The sequence below is a fragment of the Aeromonas jandaei genome (assembly GCF_037890695.1).
In the GTDB taxonomy this organism is placed as follows: domain Bacteria; phylum Pseudomonadota; class Gammaproteobacteria; order Enterobacterales; family Aeromonadaceae; genus Aeromonas; species Aeromonas jandaei.
The window spans coordinates 2,663,570-2,683,302 of the sequence record NZ_CP149571.1 but is presented as its reverse complement, the minus strand read 5'-3'; the positions used below and the strand labels follow the sequence as shown (position 1 = coordinate 2,683,302).

The window sequence follows — 19,733 nt, the reverse complement described above, 5'->3', positions numbered from 1 at the left end:
GAGACAGGATGACACCACTCCCCTATGACTCACAACCGTTTAACAAAAAAATAATGCCCTTTTGGCTCTCATTTCTATCACCGAAGTTGGTTGTGCACCCTCTATTCGCTATAGCTAAGCGCCATCAGGAAAAATCATAAAAAAAGGCCGCTCAATGAGCGGCCTTCTGGCATTACCAATCAGGTATTAGCTGTCGCGGCGCTTGCCACCGAACTTGCGACCCTTGTCGAAACCGCCTTCACGGCGATCCTTGTTGAAGGGACGGTCACCCTGCGGACGGCGATCCTTGTTGAAAGGACGGTCGCCACGGAACGGACGATCACCGCGCGGCGGACGGCTGCTGGTGTTGCCACCGGCCGGTACTTCGGTGTAGCGAGTGATCTGCAGCGGACGCTGGCAAACACGGGCTTTCTTGATCACTTCCAGCACATCGGCGCTCATGCCCTTGGGCAGGTCGACGGTAGAGAAGTCATCAGCGATGTCGATGTTGCCGATGAAACGGCTCTCGATGTTCGCTTCGTTGGCGATGGCGCCCACGATCTGGCCCGGCTTGACGCCGTGATGGGCACCCACGTCTACGCGGTAGCGCTCCATCTCAACGTCCGGATTGTCTTTGAGCGGACGCGGCTCTAGGGACGGCATACGACGGGCCGGACGATCGCCACGGTCACCGAAGTCACGACCGCCGCGGTCATTGAAGTCACGACGCTCGAAGCCACCGCGATCGTTGCTGTTGTTGAACAGCGGATCCGGGATGGAGTCATCCAGCAGCAGCGGTTGGTCGCCCTGTACCAGCTTGGCCAGTGCGGCAGCCAGTTCCAGCGGATCGGCAGAATCTTCTTCGATCAGCTCGTTTACCAGGTTGTGGTAGATCTCGAGCTCTTCACCCATCATGGTTTCGCGGATGCGCTCTTTGAACTTGGCCAGACGGTGCTGGTTGATGTCCTCGGTGCTCGGCATCTTCATCGGCTCGATGGCCTGACGGGTTGCGTGCTCGATGGCGCGCAGCATGCGGCGCTCGCGAGGAGCCACGAACAGGATGGCCTCGCCCTTGCGACCGGCACGACCGGTACGGCCGATACGGTGAACGTAGGATTCGGTGTCGTACGGAATGTCGTAGTTCACTACGTGAGTGATGCGCTCAACGTCCAGACCACGGGCAACTACGTCGGTGGCGATCAGGATGTCCAGCTGGCCCTGACGCAGCTTGTCAACGGTACGCTCACGCAGCTTCTGCGGAATGTCGCCGTGCAGCGCTTCACAGGCGTGGCCACGAGCGGCCAGCTTGCCAGCCAGCTCTTCAGCGGCGTTCTTGGTACGCACGAACACCAGCAGAGCTTCGTAGGGCTCGACTTCCAGCAGACGGGTCATGGCGTCCAGCTTGTGCAGACCGGTCACCTGCCAGTAACGCTGACGAATGGTGGTAGCGGTAGCAGTCTTGGAAGCGATCTTGATCTCTTTGGGCTGCTTCAGGTGCTTCTGAGCCACACGACGGATCTGCTCCGGCATGGTGGCGGAGAAGAGCGCAACCTGACGACCGGCTGGGCACTGATCCATGATCCAGTCCACGTCGTCGATGAAGCCCATACGCAGCATTTCGTCCGCTTCGTCCAGCACCAGAGCTTTCAGACCGGAGAGATCCAGGTTCTTGCGACGGATCAGATCCATCACGCGGCCCGGAGTACCGACGACAACCTGAGCACCACGACGCAGAGCGCGGGTCTGGGTTTCGTAGGAGGCGCCACCGTAGATGGGCAGCACGTGGAAATCAGGCATGTGGTGGGCATAGCGTTGGCACGCTTCAGCCACCTGCAGAGCCAGTTCGCGAGTCGGCGCCAGCACCAGGATCTGGGTGTTGCGGTTACCAGCTTCCAGACGAGACAACAGAGGCAAGGCAAAAGCAGCGGTCTTCCCTGTACCGGTTTGCGCCTGCCCCAGCAGATCGTGGCCCGCCATCAGGTGGGGAATTGCTGCGGCCTGGATGGGGGACGGGCGCTCATAGCCCACGTCCTGCAGCGCTTTCAATACAGGCGCGGCCAGTCCAAGCTCACTAAAAAGGGGCAGTTGTTCGGTATCAGACATAGATTCTTCCAGATTAAGGCAGGCGGCTAACACCGCGGAATAGCAAAAAGGCGGCGATTATAGCGCCACTTTGTTCTGCTGTCTTGAAAAATGTGATAAGCCTCTCAAGACGTTGGCAATTATAGAGGGATCTTGCGAGTTAAGCTTGCTTATTTTTCACTCATGATGCGTTATTGCAGATCGTTCCTCTCCGGAGTCCTTGCCCCGCTTGTGCTTGAGCACCGCCATGGTCAACCGGCTGGTGCACAATAAACGACCACGTTCATCGCGAATTTCTATCTGCCACACCTGAGTCGTCGCCCCCAGATGCAGTGGCGAGCAGCGCCCCGTTACCACCCCTTCCCGCTTGGCTCGCAGATGATTGGCGTTCACCTCCAGACCCACACAATAACTGTCAGGCCCGACCGCCATGTTGGCTGCGAGCGATCCCAGCGTCTCCGCCAGCACCACAGAGGCACCACCGTGCAGCATACCAAGGGGCTGGTGAGTACGGTGATCCACCGGCATGGTAGCCTCCAGCCAGTCGGGGCCAAAGGCGGTATAGATGATGTCGAGGTGGGCCATCAGGGTATTGCGGGAGCTGGCGTTGAGCCCTTCAAGACTCATGGGTCTGCGCCAGATGGAGGATGATTCCTGACTCATGAAAAGAGCACTCCTTCAATTGCATGGGGAAAATGGAGCATCACTGCATTGCACAACAAGCCTGCCCCGGCCAGCAGCCGGGGCAGGAAAAAACCTGAAACCTCCCCCTTACCACGGGTAGGTGACGCCGGGCCACTCGGCCCAGGGCATCTCCCGACCCGGCAAGCGAGGCTCTGACCACTGCCACACGTTGGCGAGCCAGTCGCGCAGCAGCCCTTCCAACTCTTCATCACTGATAGGGGCCTCAGTTACCTTCCAGAAAAAGAGCTCCGCCTCCACTTCTGGCAGTACCGAGGGGTAGAGATAAACCCCGCCCCAGAATTGCGGCTCCCGATCCGGACTCCAGAGGCCATAGGCAAAGGAGCGCTTGGCCAGAAACTCCGACTGCTGCCACTCCAGATCTCCTTCGTGCTGACTCAGGCTGAAATTGGCGGAGGGCCAGAGATCGTTTGGCCGAAACAGCTGATGGAGTTGCTCGCGCTCGCGCAGGATGGCGACAAACTCCACCACCGCCTGAGCGGGGGTGGCGGGCAATAACAAGAAACGCGGGTGCCGATAGGCTTTCGGCACCCGAAACCGCTTGGGAAATCGCAGCATCAGAGCAGCTCCAGCAAGGCTTGCAGCGGATGTTTGATCTTCTCTCCCTCCATCCGTTTGACCTGACTGCGGCAGGAATAACCGGTAGCCAGACAGCGATCCTGTGGCAAGCGGGCCAGCGGTTCGGCCCAGCTCAACCCATAAATGCCCTTGGAGTTCTCCACCTGTTTGACATCGTGGCCATAGGTGCCCGCCATGCCGCAGCAACCGACCGGGACCGGTTGCAGTTTGGCGCCAAAGCGGCCAAACAGGGTGCCCCAGTCGCCGTGGGTCGAGGGCTTGGCAGTCTTCTCGGTGCAGTGGGCAAAGAGATACCAAGGCTCGGTTGTCTGATCTTCACGTTTCGGCAGCACGTCGGCCGGAAGCGAGAGCAGCCACTCCTGCGGCAACATAACCTGAAAATCACCGCGCGCCGGCCCCAGCGCCTTGACGTACTCGTCGCGATAGCAGAGCACCATGGCCGGATCCACCCCCACCATGGGGATGCCGAGCGCCGCAATCTTGTTGAGGAACTGGGCGCTGCTCGCCGCGGTGCGGGCAAAGGCGCGCAGGAACCCCTTGATATGCTGTGGCTTGCCGTTGGGCTTGAAGGGCAGCAAATAGGGCTGGAACCCGAGCTTGCCGGCGAGTTTCACCAGATCCCGCACCACGGGGGCATCGTAATAACTGGTGAAGGGATCCTGCACGATCAGCACCACCTTCTGGCGCTGCTCGGGAGTCATGGCCTCCAGACCCGTCAGGTCGAAGTAACGGGCGCGGTTATCGCGCAGCTCCTCAGCCAGAGTCGGCACGCTCAAGAGCGGCACATCGACCATGCCGATGCCCTTTTCGGCCGCCTTCTGGGCCCACTCTTTTTCGAGGAAGAAGTTGACCAGCTTCGGCGCTTTGGCAAGCAGCGGCGCATAGCTCTCAACGGTGCCGACGAAGTAATCCTTGGGGGCGCGCAGGTAGCGGCCGTGGTAGAGCTGCATAAAGCGGGCGCGAAAATCGGGCACATCCACCTTGATCGGGCACTGACTGGTGCACGCCTTGCAGGCCAGACAGCCCGCCATCGCCTCCATCACCTCGTGGGAGAAGTCATACTCGCCGCGCTGTTTGGCCCAGCTGTTGCGCACCTTGTCCACCAGCTGTTTGAAGCGCACGCCGCCGGAGTGAAGTGCCACCTCTTCCGCCAACGGGTCGAAGCCCTGCTCCGCCAGCTGACGCAGCCATTCGCGCATCAGTCCCGCCCGCCCCTTGGGGGAGTGGCGGCGATCGCGGCTGATCTTGACCGAGGGACACATGGGGGAGTCAGTTTCGAAGGTGAAGCAGAGACCGTTGCCGTTGCAATCGAGGGCCCGGGTATAACTCTCGCGCACCGCCACCGGGATCTGGCGGTCAAACTTGCCGCGCTTGGGCCCATCCACCGATACCAGCTCGGCATCGCTGCCATAGGGGATACAGATCTTGCCCGGGTTGATGCGGTTGGCCGGGTCGAACGCCCCCTTGACCCGCTGCAGCTCTTCCCACAGCTCGCCAAAGAAGGCGGGGCTGTACTCGGAGCGAAAACCCTTGCCGTGCTCGCCCCACATCAAGCCGCCATATTTGGCGGTGAGGGCCACCACCTGATCGGAGATGCGCCGCAGCAGCACCTCCTGTTCGGGGTCGCACAAATCGAGCGCCGGGCGCACGTGCAGCACACCGGCATCGACGTGGCCGAACATGCCGTAGTCAAGGCCATGGGCGTCAAGCAGGGCGCGAAATTCCATGATGAAATCGGCCAACGACTCTGGCGGCACCGCGGTATCTTCGGTGAAGGCCACCGGCTTCTTGCGCCCTTCGGCGTTGCCGAGCAGCCCCACCGACTTCTTGCGCATAGCGTAGATGGTCTCGATGCTCGGCAGGTGATCACACACCTGATAGCCGATGATCCCGGCTTCACCGTTGGCCAGCAGATCATCGATACGGCGGCAGAGCTCTACCACCTTGGCCTTGTGTTCTGCCTCGTCGGTATCGGCAAACTCGACAATATTGAGCCCCTGCAGATCCTTGCCGGGCACATCCTGAATAAGCTCTTTGACCGAATGCCAGATGATGTCGGCGCGGGCCAGCCCGAGCACCCGGGAATCCACCGTCTCCACCGAGAGAGCCTGCGCCTGCACCATAAAGGGGGCATTGCGCAGGGCGGAGGGGAAGCTGTCGTACTTGACGTTGACCAAGGTGCGATAGCGCGGGATGGGAGTGATATTTAGTTTGGCTTCGGTGATAAAGCCGAGAGACCCTTCAGATCCGCACAGCACCCGGCTCACATCCAGCGTGTCGGTATCGGGTTGATAGAGGTGCTTGAGATCGTAGCCGGTCAGAAAGCGGTTGAGCTTGGGGAAGGTCGCCTCGATGTCGGCGCGGCGCTCCTTGCCGATACGATAGAGGGTGCGATAGATCTCCCCTTCCCGATTCTCCAGCGCCAGCTTGTCGGCCAGTCGCTCACCGGTCAGCGGCTCGGTCGCCATCAGGTCACCATTCTCCAGCACCGCTTTGAGACCCAGCACGTGATCCGAGGTTTTGCCGTAAACCAGCGAGCCCTGCCCCGAGGCGTCGGTGTTGATCATGCCACCCAGGGTGGCGCGGTTGGAGGTGGAGAGATCAGGCGAGAAGAAGTAGCCGTGGGGTTTCAAGTAGGCGTTGAGCTGGTCTTTCACCACCCCGGCCTGAGCGCGCACCCACCCCTCTTCCAGATTAATTTCCATGATCTGGTTCATATGACGGGAGAGATCGACGATAATGCCGCCGCCCAATGACTGACCGTTGGTGCCGGTACCGCCACCGCGAGGGAAAAAACTCAGAGTGTGGTACGCCGGCTCCGCCGCCAGCTTGAGCATCACTGCTATGTCGTCCGCACTGCGCGGATAGAGAACCGCCTGAGGTACTACCTGATAGACGCTGTTGTCCGTCGCCATCGCCAACCGGCTTGCATAAGACTTTTCGATATCACCACGAAAGGCGCTGCGCCCTAGCAACTCTAGGAACGACAGGGTTGTGGGTGACAAACTGTCCTGGTAATCGAGTCTCGGGATCATGAATCCTTGTTCCCTTATTTGCTTGATGCCGGCACCCCGGCGACTACGACTGACCCATCGCCCGTCAATGGCAATCAGGCCAGTCCGCTCACATGTGAGCGGGCAGTATATCAGCTCGAAAACCGCTTGCGCGTAGCAATATTAACCATTTGAAAGGAGGACTTTTATGGCTCACCACAGCCATGTTATCAGTACGCTGGTCACCACAGAGAAGCAGGCGCTCACCCTGTCGCTGTTTGGCTGCATCACTTTCGCCATCTTCGGCATCGGCTATGGCCTGTTCGTTGGCTCCAACGCCATCATGCTCGATGGTATCTTTACCCTGTTCAGCATGGGCATGACAGGCCTTGGTCTGGTTACCGCCTACCTCGTTACCCGCCCCTCCGATGACCGCTTCCAGTATGGCTATGCGCACTTCGAGCCCATCGCCAACGTCATCAACGGCTCCATTATTCTGCTGCTCTGTCTGGCGGCACTCTACAACGGCCTCACCACCCTGTTTGAAGGGGGACGGGAGATCGATCTCGGTCATGCCCTCATCTATGCCGTTGTCTCCACCTTCTTCTGCGCCATCCTCTACCGGATTGAAGCCCAGGTCGCCGAGCAGGTTGACTCCGAACTGGTGCGGGTAGACTCCAAGGAGTGGCTGGTGGATACCCTGCTCAGCGCCACCCTGCTTATCGGTTTCGTGGTCGCCATCGGCCTCGATGCCATCGGCTACGGCCAATACAACCGCTATATCGACCCGGTGCTGGTCTCGTTGCTGGCCCTCTGCGCCACCCTCATTCCCATCAAGGTGCTCGGTCGCAACCTGCGGGAAGTGCTGAAAATCGCCCCCAGAGGGGATGTTTCCCAGCTGGTCGAGAACGAAGTCGAGGCGCTGCGCCAGCGTCACGGCGTCGAGTGCTACAGCCATCTGGCGAAAAGCGGTCGCCGCTTCGATCTCGAACTCAACATTCTGGTCGCCCCGGGTCAGGAGTGGCCCGTCGAGCGGCAGGATGCCCTGCGTCAGGAGCTCTGGCCCCGCCTCGGCGATACCCTGGGCGATGCCTGGCTCTCGGTCTGTTTCACCCGCGAAAAGCGCTGGTTGTAACCCGATAACCGGTGGAGGCTGGCTGCCAGCCTCCACCGGCTGCGTCACATCCCGACACCGCCCACTTGCCAAATTGGCGCCAGCCGCTATCATCAGGGCTCATTTTTAACCCGAGGTTTTATTGCCCATCATGGACAATCCCCGAAGTTGCCCTTCGTTTCTTCCCGTCAAAAGCTATCTGTTTCTGCTTAACCAGCGCCTCTGAATAACGCCATTGCCTTGCTGTCGCTGCGGCTTTCGCTAGCCCTGTTCACTGTTCGCTCTGTCTGTTTTTTTGAGGTCACATAATGGAATTGCTGCTGGATCCCCATATCTGGATCGGTCTTTTTACCCTGATCATTCTCGAGATCGTGCTCGGGATCGACAACCTGGTCTTCATCGCCATTCTGGTGAAAAAGCTGCCCCCCGCCCAGCGGGACAAGGCGCGCGTACTCGGCCTTGGCCTCGCCCTGCTGATGCGGCTGGTGCTCTTGAGCGTGATGTCGTGGCTGGTCACCCTCACCACCCCCATTTTGCATATCTGGGATCACCCCTTCTCCGGTCGCGATCTGATCCTGATGGGGGGCGGTATCTTCCTGCTGTTCAAGGCCACCTCCGAGCTGCACGAGCGGCTGGAGGCCAAACCCCACGATGATGGCCCGGTCGGCGCCTACGCCAGCTTCGGCGTGGTGATCGCCCAAATTCTGGTGCTGGACGCGGTCTTCTCGCTGGACTCCATCATTACCGCGGTCGGCATGGTGGAACACCTCGGCGTGATGATGGCCGCGGTGACCATCGCCATGGTGGTGATGGTGCTCGCCTCCAAGCCGCTGACCCGCTTCGTCAACGCCCACCCGACCGTGGTGGTGCTCTGCCTGAGCTTCCTGCTGATGATCGGTTTCAGCCTGGTGGCGGAGGGCTTCGGCTTCCATATTCCGAAGGGCTACCTCTACGCGGCCATCGGCTTCTCGGTGCTAATCGAGTTTTTCAACCAGCTGGCCCAGCACAGCGCCATGCGCCACGAAGCCAAACAGCCGCTGCGCGAGCGTACCACCGCCGCCATCTTCAAGCTGATGGGGAGCAAGGCGTATCAGGACCGACCGGATGACGATCTGGATGCCCCGGCCGCCGCACCGGTGAGCTTTGGCGAGGAGGAGCGCTACATGGTGACCGGCGTGCTGTCGCTGGCCGAGCGCTCCATCCGCACCATCATGACGCCACGCTCCGAGATGGCCTGGATCGACATCAACGACACCAGCGAGGATATCCGCATCCTGCTGCAACGCGAACCCCACAGCCTGTTCCCGGTCTGTGACGGGGATCTGGACGAGGTGATCGGCGTGGTCAAGGCGCGCGACCTGCTGTTTGCCCTCAACGAAGGGCAATCCTTAAGCGCGCTGGCCAAGCAGAACGACCCCATTATCGTGCCGCAGACCATCAACGTGATTAAGCTGCTGGCGGAGCTGCGCAAGGCGAAGGGGAGCCTCATTCTGGTGGCCGACGAGTTCGGCGTGATCCAGGGACTGGTCACCACCCACGACCTGCTGGAGGCGATCGTCGGCGAACTGCCGGATGAAGACGAAACCCCGGACATGATCCGCGATGGCGAAGGGTGGCTCATCAATGGCAGCACCAACATCCACCATGTGGAGCAGGTGCTGGAGCACGAGGGGTTGGTGAGCGAGAGTGACGAGTACGTGACCCTGGCCGGCATGCTGCTCTCCCACTTCGGCACCCTGCCCACCCCGGGCCAGCAGCTGCAACTGCAGGCGCTCAACTTCGAGGTGCTGGAGGTGAGCGAGCGGCGCATCGAGCGGGTACGGGTGATGCCGGTCGCCGGTTAATCCTGCGTAAAACCACCATGAGAAGAGGGCCTGTGAGCCCTCTTTTTTATTCGCCTTTCATTTGCATGTGATGCACCGATTGCGGCGCCCGCTCGACCCCGCCAGCCATCCGGCGCGACGTTTATCCTCTGCCAGCCACGATTGCTGCATTCAGTGCAATTCAATGGTGCAATTACCCCTCTTTGTTGCAACGCTATTGGCGGCTAGAGTCAACCTCACTCCCACCATGAGGAACTCAAGATGAGCCACGATCACCTGTTTTGCCCGCAGCGACTGGGTCAGCTGCACCTTGCCAACCGCATCGTCATGCCCCCCATGACCCGCTCCCGTGCCAGTCAGCCGGGTGATGTGGCCAACGCCATGATGGCCAGCTACTACGCCCAGCGCGCCGGTGCCGGCCTTATCATCAGCGAGGGCACCCAGATCGATCCCATGGGTAAGGGCTACGCCTGGACGCCGGGTATCTACAGCGCCGATCAGATCGCAGGCTGGAAGCTGGTGACCGACGCCGTTCATGCCAAACATGGCACCATCTTCGCCCAGCTCTGGCACGTGGGTCGGGTCACCCATCCCGACAACATCGGCGGCGCCCAGCCCATCTCGGCCTCGGCCCTGCCCGCGGTCGGCGTCAAGGTGTTTGTCGATAACGGCAGCGATGCCCCCGGTTTTGTCGAGACCGTCACCCCGCGCGCCATGACCCAGGCCGATATCGATGCGGTGGTGGGCCAGTTCCGTCAGGCGGCTCGCAACGCCATCAGCGCCGGTTTTGACGGCATCGAGCTGCACGCCGCCAACGGCTATCTCATCAACCAGTTCCTCGACTCCGAGTCCAACGCCCGCACCGACGGCTACGGCGGTTCGCTGGAGAACCGGCTGCGCTTCCTCAAAGAGGTGACCGAAGCGGTCTGCAGCGAGATCGGCGCTGACCGGGTCGGGGTGCGTCTTGCGCCGCTCACCACCCTCAACGGCACCGTCGATGCCAACCCGCAGGAGACCTATCTGGCCGCCGCCCGCCTGCTGGGCCAACTCAACGTGGTCTACCTGCACATCGCCGAAGCGGACTGGGACGATGCCCCCCTGATGCCGGAGAACTTCAAGCAGGGTCTGCGCGATGCCTTCCCCAACACCCTGATCTATGCCGGCAAATATGACGGCGAGCGGGCGCGCGCCGCCCTCAAGGCGGGTTGGGCCGACATGATTGGCTTTGGCCGTCCCTTCGTCGCCAACCCGGATCTGCCGGAGCGGCTGCACCACGGCTATCCGCTGGCCCCCCACGATCCGGCCACCCTGTTTGGCGGCGGCGAGAAGGGGCTGACCGACTACCCGACCTATCAGGCCGATGACGCATAAAACCGGCCGTTGCTTGCCAATGGCCAGCAAACCACGTTAAGCAGGCCCCACAGGTTGGGGCCTGCCGTATTGTTGCGCAATTGCAACAGTGGAAGTTTTACTGTCTTGCTGTTGCAATAATCTCATCAAGCTCTCCCCACTGTTTCGCAAGGAGTCATCATGAATCACACCCAAGCCTGGTGCTGGCATGCCCCGGGTGAACCGGAGCAACTCACCCTCGCCGACCTCCCGCTCTCCCCCCTTGGCCCCGATGAGGTACTGGTGGCCAACCGGGTCATCGCCTTCAATCCGGTAGACTGGAAGCTGATCGAATATGGTCACTCCCACTGGCAGGATGGTCAGGTGCCCGGCGTCGATGGCATGGGCACGATCGTGGCGCTCGGCGCCAACGTCAGTCATCTGCGTCTCGGCGCCCGGGTCGCCTACCACACCGATCTGCGCCACCACGGCAGCTTTGCCCGCCACACTCGGGTACCGGCGCGCGCCCTGCTGCCGGTCCCCGATGCCCTGAGTGATGAGGCGGCCGCCGCCCTGCCCTGTCCCGGTCTCACCGCCTGGCAGGCACTGGCCAAGCTGCCGCGCCTGCACGGGGAAGCGCTGCTCATCACCGGCGCCGGCAGCAGCGTCGGCCGCTTTGCGGTGCAGCTCGCCCTCCAGCAAGGAGCGCGGGTCTTCGCCAGCGCCAGCCCACGCCACCATCAGTGGCTCAAACAGATCGGGGTGCAGGGGGTGGCCGATTATCGGGATCCCGCCTGGCTTGCCACCTTGCAGGCCGCCAACGGCAACGAGCCGTTCGAGGGGATCATCGATCTGGTCTCGAGCCAACAGGCAGAGAGCCTGCTGCCCGCCCTTGGCTACTACGGCCATATGGTGACTGTGCTGGGGCGTATTCCGCACAACCCGCTGCCCGCCTTTAGCCATTGCCACTCGTTGCACGAGATTGCGCTGGGCGCCCAGCACGCCTTTGGCTCGGACAAGCAGTGGAGCCGACTGGTCGCCGCCGGTGTCAACATGATGGAGCAGATGGCGAGCGGCGAGCTGACCCTGCCGCCGCTGGTGGTGGGCGACTTTGAGGAACTGCCCGCCCTGCTCGAGCGCTTCAAGCGCGAAGGACAGGGCGAGAAGTTTCTGGTGCGAGTGGCATAGCGCGGGCGTCATCCACCAGCAGCAGAAACGCTCGCAACTGAAAATAAGAGAGGCCCGTGATAGCGGGCCTCTTTGCATCCGGGATTAACCTGCGCCTGACTCAGTGCAGCTGCACCCCGTGGCGGGCGGCATGCGTGCGAATATCACGGGTCAGCCGCGCCTTGTCGGCCAAGCTCAGCCAGCTCGCCTCCACCGCATTGAGCGAGAGGCGGCAAAGCTGATCCGCAGTGGCGCCAAGCTCGTCCGCCAGCGCCGCAAAGTTGGCCCCCATGTAACCGCCAAAATAGGCGGGATCGTCGGAGTTGATGGTGACGCAGATCCCCTGCTCCAGCAGTCGCAGCACATTGTGGTGGGCCATCTGGTCAAACACCTTGAGCCGGGTGTTGGAGAGGGGGCAGACGGTGAGCGGCAGCCGGGTATCGGCCAGATAGCGGAGCAGCTCGGGATCGTCGGCCGAGCGCACCCCATGATCGATGCGGCATACCTGCAGCTCGTTGATCGCCTGCCAGATGTAGTCGGCAGGCCCCTCTTCGCCCGCATGGGCCACCACCGGCAGCCCCAGCTCGCGGCATTTGGCAAAAATCCGGGCAAACTTGCTGGGCGGATTGCCCTTCTCCCCCGAGTCGAGGCCGATGCCGTGGATCCGTGACAGGAAGGGCTCGGCCTCTGCCAACGTAGCGAACGCTTCATCCTCGCTCAGGTGGCGCAAAAAGCTCATGATAAGGCGCCAGCTGATGCCAAACTCCTGCTCCCCGCGCTGCAGCGCCCGCTCGATACCGCCGAGCACGGTAGCAAAGGGGATACCGCGGGCAGTGTGGGTCTGCGGGTCGAAGAAGATCTCCACATGCACCACCTTGTCGGCGGCGCACCGCTCAAGATAGGCCCAGGTGAGGTCGAAGAAGTCCTGCTCGGTCACCAGCACACTGGCACCGCGATAGTAGAGGTCGAGAAAGGATTGCAGGCAGTCAAAGTCATAGGCGGCGCGCACGCTGGCCACGTCGGGCCAGGGCAGCGGCACATTGTTGCGTTTGCCAAGCTCGAACATCAGCTCGGGTTCAAGGGTGCCCTCAATGTGAAGGTGCAGCTCCAGCTTGGGCAATTCGGCTATAAAGTGTTCGGCAATAGGGTTATCCATGGCGACGGCTCCATCAGCGACCAGATCCCGGGGGCAACCCCTCCACACGATTGCCCCGACTTCATGCTTATTGTGCGCTCAAGTTGCAAGACAGGGGAGACTTGTCATCAAACAGATTTATAATGGCGTCACAAAAATCATAAATGATTGAACGTCTTACCGATTGGCAGCTCGTCTGCGCCCTGACAAGGAGTTTTCATGAAGAACGTCATCTGTGACATCGACGGTGTCATCCTGCACAACAACGATCTCATTCCCGGCGCCGACCGCTTCGTCCATCGCCTGCTGGAGCAGGGCAGCAAGCTGCTGTTTCTGACCAACTACCCGGCCCAGACCCAGAAAGATCTGCAAAACCGCTTCCGCTCCGCCGGGATCGAGGTGCCGGAGGAGTGCTTCTACACCTCCGCCATGGGCACCGCCGACTTTCTCAAGCGTCAGGATGGCAAGAAGGCCTATGTGATCGGTGAAGGGGCGCTGACCCACGAGCTCTACAAGGCCGGCTTTACCATCACCGATATCGACCCCGACTTCGTGGTGGTGGGCGAGACCCGCAACTACAACTGAACCATGATCCAGCAGGGGGCCAAGTTTGTCGATCAGGGGGCCCGCTTTATCGCCACCAACCCCGATACCCACGGCCCCATGATGCACCCGGCCTGTGGCGCCCTGTGCGCCCCCATCGAGCGGATGACAGGCAAGAAGCCGTTCTATGTCGGCAAGCCGAGCGCCTGGATCATCCGTGCGGCACTGAACCGGATGGAGGCCCACTCCGACGACACCATCATCATCGGCGACAACCTGCGCACCGACATTCTGGCGGGCTTTCAGGCAGGCCTCGAGACGGTGCTGGTGCTCTCCGGGGTGAGCAAGGTCGCCGATATCGACCGCATGCCGTTTCGGCCGAACCACATCTTCGACTCCGTGGTCGACATCGATATCGTCTGATACCCAAGGATTTAAACCGGGCAGGTCTCCCCTGCCCCAGCTGGACCTGTTATGGAACCCATTCTCATCGCCGTGGCCTTTGGCTGCGGCATGCTGGTCAATCTGATTGGCCTGCCCCCTCTGCTCGGCTTTCTGGCCGCCGGTTTTATCCTCAATGGCATGGGCTATCACAACACCCCGGCCCTCAACGAGATCGCCGATCTCGGCGTCACCCTGCTGCTGTTCACCATCGGTCTCAAGCTCAATATCAAGACCCTGATGCGGCGCGATGTGTGGGGCACCACCAGCCTGCATCTGCTGCTCTCCACCCTGCTCTTTACCGTGGTGCTGCTGGTTTGCAAGGGGCTCGGGCTGGTGCTGGCCCTGTCGCTGGACTGGAAGCTGGCACTGCTGCTGGGCTTTGCCCTCTCCTTCTCCAGCACCGTCTTCGCGGTCAAGGTGCTGGAAGATCGCAGCGACATGAACGCCCTCTACGCCCGCATCGCCATCGGCGTGCTGGTGATGCAGGATGTGTTCGCGGTGGCGTTTCTGGCGTTTTCCAGCGGCAAGTGGCCCAGCATCTGGGCGCTCTGGATACTGGGGCTGCCGCTGCTGCGCCCATTGTTGTTCAAGCTATTGGAGCGGGCCGGTCACGGCGAGCTGCAGGTGCTGTTCGGGGTCTTTCTGGCGCTGGTGGTGGGCGCCGCCGGTTTTGAAGTTGTCGGCCTCAAGCCGGATCTGGGAGCCCTTATCATCGGCATGATGCTCGCCTCCCATCCTGCCGCAGCAGGGCTGGCCAAGGCGCTCTTCAACCTCAAAGACCTGTTTCTTATCTGCTTCTTCCTCACCATCGGCCTCAACGGTCTGCCGACCCACGACACCATGTTGCTGGCACTGGCGCTGGTGCTGGCCCTGCCGCTCAAAAGCGCGCTCTACTATCTGGTCTACAGCGGCGCGCACCTGCGAGTGCGCACCGCGCTGCTCTCCACCCTGGCGCTCACCAACTTCTCGGAGTTTGGCCTGATCGTCGCGGCCATCGCCGCCAAGGCGGGCTGGCTCTCCCACGAGTGGCTGGTGGCGGTTTCGCTGGCGCTGGCGGCAAGCTTCATGATCTCCGCTCCGCTCAATGCCCAGAGCGAGCGGATCTACCATCGCATCGGTCACTGGCTCAAGGGGCTGCAGGCGAGCAACCTCCATCCGGAAGACAGACCCATCGAGCTTGGCGATGCGGAGGTGATCATCCTCGGCATGGGGCGGATCGGTCAGGGGGCCTACTTCGAGCTGGAGAACAAGTACGGCAACGTCATCCTCGGGGTGGAGAACGACAGCGAGAAGCTGCCGACCCTGCGCGCCCAGGGGATGAACGTCATCGAGGGGGATGCCACCGATACCGACTTCTGGGACAAGGTGCTGCTCTCCAATCAGGTCAATCTGGTGCTGCTGGCGATGCCCCACCACTCGGGGAATCTCTACGCCATCGAGAAGCTGCGCAGCCACGGTTTTGCCGGCAAGATCGCCGCCATCGTCCGCTTCGAGGATGATATCGCCTCCCTCAAGGAGCAGGGGGTGGATGCGGTGTTCAACGTCTACAACGAAGCGGGCAGCGGCTTTGCCCGCCATGTGATCCGCCGTTTGCAGCCGCTCTGATCCTGCGGCCAGCGGCCCTTGGCAAGGGCTCTTGGCAAGGGAATGATCATCGTTTAAGTTATGCACAACCTCGTTTAATAAAACGAACAAACGCGGGGCCTGGATGGCCCCGCTTTCCTATCTGCCGCAGCCAAGGAGGCACCATGAAGACCCTCAACGACTGGATTTTGCTCGACCGCCATGAGGCGGCCCCCATCCCGCTGATGCCTGCCCCCGAGCGCATTAAAGCGGGCAACCCGAGTCAGACGGTGTGGAACCACTACTCCGATCCCAGCCAGCAGTTTCACATCGGCTTCTGGGCTTGCGAGCCGGGCCGCTGGGCCATCCACTACACCGAGCACGAGTATTGCCAGCTGCTGGAAGGGGATGTGGTGATCCACGATAGTCTGGGCGGCCAGCTGGCCCTCAAACCCGGCGATCAATTTGTCATTCCCGCCGGTTTTGTCGGAGAGTGGGAAACCCTTACCCCCTGTCGCAAGGTCTACGTCATCTTCGAACCCGCCTCGACTTGACGCTCACGTCACCCAGCCCCGTTGCAGCAGCCCTTATCCTGTTGATCCGCTTGACGCTTACGGCATGATTTTCTGCGGTTTTCCCGCTTGCAAAAGGTTTTTCCGCTAGGCATTGTGTCTGACGAGGAATGTAAATGGAATTTCGAGCCCAAACGTGGGGGGCTCATATAAAAATCAAGAGGATTACCGCCAATGTGTTCAATTTTCGGCATTCTGGATATCAAGTCCGATGCAGTAGCCCTGCGCAAATCGGCGCTGGAGATGTCCAAGCGACTTCGTCACCGCGGGCCTGACTGGTCCGGTGTCTACAGCTCCGACAAAGCCATTCTGGTGCATGAGCGTCTGGCCATCGTCGACCCGGGCAATGGCGCCCAGCCGCTCTACAACCCCGAGCGCACCCATGTGCTGGCGGTCAACGGCGAGATCTACAACCACAAAGAGCTGGAAAAGACCCTCAAGGTCGACTTCCAGTTCCAGACCAAATCAGACTGTGAAGTGCTGCTGGCGCTCTACAAGGAGAAGGGCCCGGCGTTTCTCGACGATCTCAACGGCATCTTTGCCTTTATCCTTTATGACGCCGAACAGGATGCCTACCTGATTGGTCGCGACCACATGGGGATCATCCCCCTCTATACCGGTCGCGACGAGCACGGCAACTTCTATGTCGCCTCCGAGATGAAGGCGCTGGTACCGGTCTGCAAGAGCGTCGAAACCTTCCCGCCGGGACACTACCTGTGGAGCAAGGATGGCGAGCTCAAACAGTGGTACAAGCGCGACTGGATGGAATACAGCGCGGTCGAGCACAACGTCAGCGACAAGGCCGAGCTGAAAGCGGCGCTGGAAGCGGCGGTCAAGCGCCAGCTGATGTGCGACGTGCCCTATGGCGTGCTGCTCTCCGGCGGGCTGGACTCCTCCGTCATCTCCGCCATCACCAAGCTCTATGCGGCGCGCCGCATCGAGGACGATGGCAAGAGCGAAGCCTGGTGGCCGCAACTGCACTCCTTCGCCGTCGGGCTGGAAGGCTCACCTGATCTCGCCGCCGCCCGCAAGGTGGCTGACCATCTGGGCACCATCCACCACCAGATCCACTTCACCGTGCAGGAGGGTCTGGATGCCCTGCGCGACGTCATCTATCACCTCGAGACCTATGACGTCACCACCATCCGCGCCTCCACGCCAATGTATCTGATGGCCCGCTACATCAAGGCGATGGGGATCAAAATGGTGCTCTCCGGCGAAGGCTCCGATGAGCTGTTCGGTGGCTATCTCTACTTCCACAAGGCGCCCAACGCCAAAGAGTTCCACGAAGAGAACGTGCGCAAGCTCGCCTCCTTGCACCTCTATGACTGCCTGCGCGCCAACAAATCGATGGCCGCCTGGGGCGTGGAAGGTCGTGTGCCCTTCCTCGACAAGGAGTTCATGGACGTGGCGATGCGCCTGCAGCCGGCTGACAAGATGTGCGGCAAAGGCAAGATTGAGAAGCACATCCTGCGCGAAGCGTTCGAGGATCTGCTGCCCCATGAAGTGGCATGGCGTCAGAAGGAGCAGTTCTCCGATGGCGTGGGTTATTCATGGATCGACAGCCTGAAAGCCATGGTAGAACAAGAGGTGACGGATCAGATGTTCGAAGCGGCCGCATTCCGCTTCCCCATCAACACCCCGCTCACCAAGGAGGCCTACTTCTACCGCGCCATCTTCGACGAGCACTTCCCGCTGGAAGCTGCCGCCCGTACCGTGCCCTACGGCAAGTCGGTCGCCTGCTCCACTCCCACCGCGCTGGAGTGGGATGCCAAGTTCAAAGAGATGGCCGACCCGTCCGGCCGCGCCGTAATGGACGTGCACCAGCAGGGGTATTGATCTGCTGATTGGCAGTCGATGAACAAAGGTATATGTGTTGATAAAGCCTCTCTTAACGAGAGGCTTTTAATTTGCCCCATTAACGCACTGGCATTAATGAAATAACCCAACCAAAGAGATAAAGGATTGGGCTGCTGGTCAAGACACCCTGATGATATCAGTGCTGGGCATCCGGCTGGTTGGCAGGGGCCGCCTTGATAAAGGCCTGCAACTGTTCGCAGTTGGCGACGATGCGGTTGATGGTCGGATACGCGTCCAGCGTCATGTCGTAACGGCGGGCGTTGTAGACCTGGGGCACCAGCATGCAGTCGGCCAGGGTCACTTCGTTGCCGACACAGTAGATACCGGCGGTAGTCATCAGCAGTTGTTCGAGGGCGGTGAAGGTTTCGTCAATCCAGTGGCGATACCAAACCGCCTCGTGCTCCTTGCCCACTCTGAAGTGCTCTTCCAGATAGTTAAGCACCCGCAGATTGTTGAGCGGGTGGATATCACAGGCGATCATGTTGACTATCTGGCGCACCTTGGCACGCGCTTCGGGGGCCGAGGGCATCAGGGGGTGGGCGGGATAGGTTTCGTCAAGGTACTCCATGATGGCGACCGACTGACCGATCTGCACATCGCCATCCACCAGAAAGGGCACCAACCCCTGCGGGTTAATCCGTTTGTAACTCTTCTCGCGCTGCTCCCCCTGCCGCAAATTGATCGGGTGCTGCTCATAATCCAGTCCCTTGAGCTGCAACACGATCCGCACCCGAAAACTGGCTGACGAGCGCCAGTAGCCAAACAACTGCAACATACTTCGTCCTTCTTTTGTCAGCCGACAGGCAGCCTCGCCCCTGTCGGCCCCCCATCTCTCGGGGATCATCACTCTGTCTGGCTGCCACCCTGCACCACTTGCTGGGAGAGTGTGCCAAACAGGCTCTTGCCATTGCGATCCAGCATGGTGATGGCCACTCTATCACCAAATTTCATATAGGGGGTTATAGCTTGATCACAATCAAGAATTTCCAGCATGCGCCGCTCGGCGATGCAGGATGAACCTGCGCTGCGATCGTAGTTGGAGACGGTGCCGGAGCCGATGATGCAGCCCGCACCAAGGGGGCGGGTCTTGGCCGCATGGGCAATCAGCTCGAAGAAGTTGAAGGTCATGTCCACCCCAGCTTCGGGCGCACCGAACAGCGCACCATTGAGGTGAGTCAGAAGCGGCAGATGAACCTTGCCATCGCGCCAGTCATCCCCCAGCTCATCCGGGGTGATGGCCACTGGCGAGAAGGCGCTCGATGGTTTGGACTGGAAGAAGCCAAAGCCCTTGGCCAGCTCGCCCGGAATGAGGTTGCGCAGGCTTACATCGTTGACCAGCATCAGCAATTTGATGTGGCTGGCAGCACCCTGCGGGCTTACCCCCATCGGCACGTCGTCGGTGATGATGGCCACTTCCGACTCGAAATCGATCCCCCACTCCTCGGAGCCCATGACAATCGGCCCACGGGGAGCGAGGAAGCTGTCGGAGCCCCCCTGATACATCAGCGGATCGTGCCAGAAGCTCTCCGGCATCTCGGCGCCGCGGGCCTTGCGCACCAGCTCCACATGGTTGACGTAGGCGCTGCCATCGGCCCACTGGTAGGCGCGCGGCAGCGGAGAGAGGCAAGACGCTTCGTCAAAGGGGAACGCCTCGGCCACGCGGCCCTCGTTAAGCTGCTGATAGACAGCCTCAAGACTGGGGGCAGCCTCGGCCCACTCATCGAGGGCGGCCTGCAAAGTCGGGGCAATCTCGCTCACCCGCACTGCACGGGTCAGATCCCGGCTCACCACCACCAAAGCGCCATCGCGCTTGCCATTGTTCAATGTTGCCAATTTCATAAGCGATTC

The 19,733-nt window shown here is 60.9% G+C and carries 14 protein-coding genes and 1 pseudogene; 8 read left to right on the top strand and 7 right to left on the bottom strand.

The window, feature by feature from the left end:
• Positions 1-186 precede the first annotated feature (186 nt).
• The 4 genes from WE862_RS12775 to ydiJ all read right to left on the bottom strand — a co-directional run bounded on the left by WE862_RS12775 (position 187) and on the right by ydiJ (position 6,377).
• A complete protein-coding gene (locus WE862_RS12775; RefSeq protein ID WP_041209390.1) occupies positions 187-2,082 on the bottom strand; it encodes a DEAD/DEAH box helicase in 1,896 nt (631 codons plus the stop codon).
• A gap of 156 nt (positions 2,083-2,238) precedes the next feature.
• On the bottom strand, positions 2,239-2,724 hold the full coding sequence (locus WE862_RS12770; protein WP_042029945.1) for a hotdog fold thioesterase: 486 nt from the start codon (positions 2,722-2,724) through the stop codon (positions 2,239-2,241).
• Between the two features lie 108 nt (positions 2,725-2,832).
• On the bottom strand, positions 2,833-3,321 hold the full coding sequence (locus WE862_RS12765; protein WP_042029946.1) for a hypothetical protein: 489 nt from the start codon (positions 3,319-3,321) through the stop codon (positions 2,833-2,835).
• Positions 3,321-6,377 carry a D-2-hydroxyglutarate dehydrogenase YdiJ gene (gene ydiJ, locus WE862_RS12760; RefSeq protein WP_042029948.1) on the bottom strand — a complete coding sequence of 1,019 codons (3,057 nt, stop codon included), beginning with the start codon at positions 6,375-6,377 and terminating at the stop codon, positions 3,321-3,323. Before ydiJ ends, WE862_RS12765 begins: the two co-directional genes overlap by 1 nt.
• Before the next feature lie 166 nt (positions 6,378-6,543).
• Here ydiJ and WE862_RS12755 point away from each other — a divergent pair, with 166 nt between their 5' ends.
• The 4 genes from WE862_RS12755 (at position 6,544) to WE862_RS12740 (ending at position 11,789) form a co-directional block, all read left to right on the top strand.
• Positions 6,544-7,470 carry a cation diffusion facilitator family transporter gene (locus tag WE862_RS12755; protein WP_339058626.1) on the top strand — a complete coding sequence of 309 codons (927 nt, stop codon included), beginning with the start codon at positions 6,544-6,546 and terminating at the stop codon, positions 7,468-7,470.
• Positions 7,471-7,757: 287 nt separating this feature from the next.
• Entirely contained in the window at positions 7,758-9,293 is a 1,536-nt protein-coding gene (locus tag WE862_RS12750) for a TerC family protein (protein WP_041209385.1), read from the top strand.
• A gap of 240 nt (positions 9,294-9,533) precedes the next feature.
• Positions 9,534-10,643, top strand: a complete 1,110-nt coding sequence (locus tag WE862_RS12745; protein WP_042029949.1) for an alkene reductase — start codon at positions 9,534-9,536, stop codon at positions 10,641-10,643.
• A 159-nt stretch (positions 10,644-10,802) separates the two neighbouring features.
• Entirely contained in the window at positions 10,803-11,789 is a 987-nt protein-coding gene (locus WE862_RS12740) for a zinc-binding dehydrogenase (protein WP_042029951.1), read from the top strand.
• 100 nt (positions 11,790-11,889) lie between these two features.
• Here WE862_RS12740 and WE862_RS12735 read toward each other — a convergent pair whose 3' ends face one another.
• Complete coding sequence (locus tag WE862_RS12735) at positions 11,890-12,924, bottom strand: adenosine deaminase (RefSeq protein WP_042029953.1); 1,035 nt, start codon at positions 12,922-12,924, stop codon at positions 11,890-11,892.
• 198 nt (positions 12,925-13,122) lie between these two features.
• Here WE862_RS12735 and WE862_RS12730 point away from each other — a divergent pair.
• From WE862_RS12730 to asnB, 4 genes and pseudogenes are all read left to right on the top strand, one after another.
• Positions 13,123-13,869: pseudogene (locus WE862_RS12730) on the top strand (HAD-IIA family hydrolase).
• A gap of 51 nt (positions 13,870-13,920) precedes the next feature.
• On the top strand, positions 13,921-15,495 hold the full coding sequence (locus WE862_RS12725; protein ID WP_042029954.1) for a cation:proton antiporter family protein: 1,575 nt from the start codon (positions 13,921-13,923) through the stop codon (positions 15,493-15,495).
• Between the two features lie 143 nt (positions 15,496-15,638).
• A complete protein-coding gene (locus WE862_RS12720) occupies positions 15,639-16,007 on the top strand; it encodes a cupin domain-containing protein (RefSeq protein ID WP_042029955.1) in 369 nt (122 codons plus the stop codon).
• 192 nt (positions 16,008-16,199) lie between these two features.
• Complete coding sequence (gene asnB / locus WE862_RS12715) at positions 16,200-17,864, top strand: asparagine synthase B (protein WP_005344767.1); 1,665 nt, start codon at positions 16,200-16,202, stop codon at positions 17,862-17,864.
• Between the two features lie 157 nt (positions 17,865-18,021).
• Here asnB and maiA read toward each other — a convergent pair whose 3' ends face one another.
• Both maiA and WE862_RS12705 read right to left on the bottom strand, forming a co-directional pair.
• Positions 18,022-18,660, bottom strand: coding sequence for a maleylacetoacetate isomerase (maiA, locus tag WE862_RS12710; RefSeq protein WP_042029957.1), 639 nt, complete (start codon positions 18,658-18,660; stop codon positions 18,022-18,024).
• A 68-nt stretch (positions 18,661-18,728) separates the two neighbouring features.
• The gene (locus WE862_RS12705; RefSeq protein ID WP_042029958.1) at positions 18,729-19,724 is read right to left on the bottom strand and encodes a fumarylacetoacetate hydrolase family protein; all 996 of its coding nucleotides are present in this window, start codon (positions 19,722-19,724) and stop codon (positions 18,729-18,731) included.
• Between the last annotated feature and the right edge of the window lie 9 nt (positions 19,725-19,733).